Annotated in this window: 1 protein-coding gene; it reads right to left on the reverse strand. The window is 56.0% G+C overall.

From position 1 onward, the window contains the following. The coding region (locus BLP45_RS14195; protein WP_143002455.1) for a condensation domain-containing protein at positions 1–2,176 on the reverse strand (2,176 nt) is incomplete at both ends.

Here is a 2,176-nt window from a genome sequence, read left to right on the forward strand (position 1 = left end):
GAATACGCTGTGGAACAGCATCCCGGACTGCATCGGCGAGAGTGGATAAAGGTCTTCAAGCTGCCCCGCTGGCAGGGACAAAGCGTCCAATTCTTGCTGAGTGATTCGGGCCAGGGGAAAATCCGAGGGTGTAGCAGCGGAAATACCGCTGGTGCAGTGAGCAATGAGGAGTTCAAGCTCGCGCTGATAGATTTCGAGGAATGCTTCAATTGTGGCTCTGGCATATCGCGCTTGGCTATAGCGTATGTTCAGACGCAGTTCACCTTCATAAACATGGCCGTTTATCGAAATGTCATGTTCGAGCGGCGCACCCTCGTCAATCGAATCGCCAACAGTCTCCTCCGTGAGCACCCACAGGGTCTTCTCGTCAAAACTGCCATCGAGTTGTCCCAGGTAGTTGAAGACCACCTCCGCCTTCGGCAAACACGCCAGAGCCTCCCGCTGTTCCGGCGTTCCATGATATTTGAATAAGCCGTAACCCAATCCCCTATTCGGTATCCTTCGCAGATTCTCCTTGATACGCTTGATTCTCTGATCCAGGTCCCCTGATGGGTCGAGCGCCACCGGGTAAAGGGTGGTAAACCATCCCACGGTTTGCGAAAGGTCGATGTCCGCGTATAGATCTTCACGTCCATGGCCTTCCAGATCGACCAGAATCTTCTCGTGCCCGCTCCACTGGCATAAAGCGCTTCCTAATGCCGTAAGCAACAGGTCGTTGACCTGCGTGCGATAAGCCGCAGGCGCCTGCTTGAGCAAGGCTTGCGTTTGCATACGGTCCAGCGTGAGCGTAAAACTGGCCTGGTGATGAAAACTGTTCGGGCCTTGCGGGTTGTCCTTCGGCAGTGCGACGGACATATCCGCCAGGCTTTGCCAGTAAGCCAGCTCGGCTGGATGTTCGCAGGGGTAGCTTTGCAGCCGATGCGTCCATTCCTGATAGCTCGTGGTTTTAGGGGGCAGAAAAATAGACTCATCATTTCGAGCGTTGCTATAGGCGACCTCCAGATCTTCGAGCAGGATACGCCAGGAAACGCCGTCAATCACCAGGTGATGAATAACCAATAGCAGGCGCTGGGCACCATCCGCCATATCGATGAGCAAGCCCCGCAGCAATGGGCCTTCTGTCAGATTCAGACTGCGTTGAGCCTCGTTGCACAGCGCCTCGAGTTGTTCCGCGCTGGCTGCCTTGCGTGCCCATAACAGATTCCGCGTCACAAGTTCACCGGAAATCTGTTGCCAGCTACCATCCACCTGCTTTATGTAACGAAAGCGGAGGGCGTCGTGGTGATGCACCACGGCTTCCAATGCTTGAGCGAGACTTCCTGGATGCAAAGGTTGGCGGCTTTTCAACAGCGCAGCCTGGTTCCAGTGATGCCGGACAGGAATATCCTGCTCGAAGAATTCAACCTGGATGGGCAGCAAAGGCATGGTGCCTGCCTCATCCGCAGGATTTATCCTGATGCTTGCCTTTATCGTTTCGGTTGCTTCCGCTACAGCAGCCAATGCGGAGACGGTTTGGCGTTCAAACAATTGCCGGGGCGTGATCTTCCATCCGGCACGACGCGATTTGGTGACAATCTGAAGGCTAAGTATGGAATCTCCACCCAGTTCGAAGAAGTTATCGTTCCGCCCTACTTGCCCGATGCCGAGCACTTCCGCCCAGATGCCAGCCAGCGCCTCTTCCACTTCACCCTGGGACGCCTCGTAGCTCTCGGTGTTGGCAAATTCCGGCTCGGGCAGCACCTTGCGGTCCACCTTGCCGTTCGGATTCAGTGGCAGATTCTCCAGTACCACGATTGCAGATGGAATCATGTAGTCCGGAAGTGCCTTGCTCACTGCTTCACGCAAGGCAGCAGTATCCAGCGTGTGGCCGGCATGTGGGGACACATAGGCTATCAGCCGCTTCCCTCCTGTTGCGCCTGGTCCTTCTCCAGCAATTACGACCGCTTCTCTGACCTCGGGTTGAGCAAGCAGCTGCGCTTCGATCTCGCCCAACTCAATGCGGAATCCCCGTATCTTGACCTGATGGTCCAGCCTTCCCAGATATTCGATCTGCCCGTCCGCTCGCCACCTTACCAGATCACCTGTCCGGTATAGCCGCCCTCCCTGCTCATCGAAAGGATCGGCTATGAAACGCTCCGCGGTCAGCCCCCCCCGGTTGAGATAACCGCGCGCAAGC

Origin of the sequence: Nitrosospira sp. Nl5, assembly GCF_900102495.1 — a bacterium.
Classification (GTDB): Bacteria; Pseudomonadota; Gammaproteobacteria; order Burkholderiales; family Nitrosomonadaceae; genus Nitrosospira.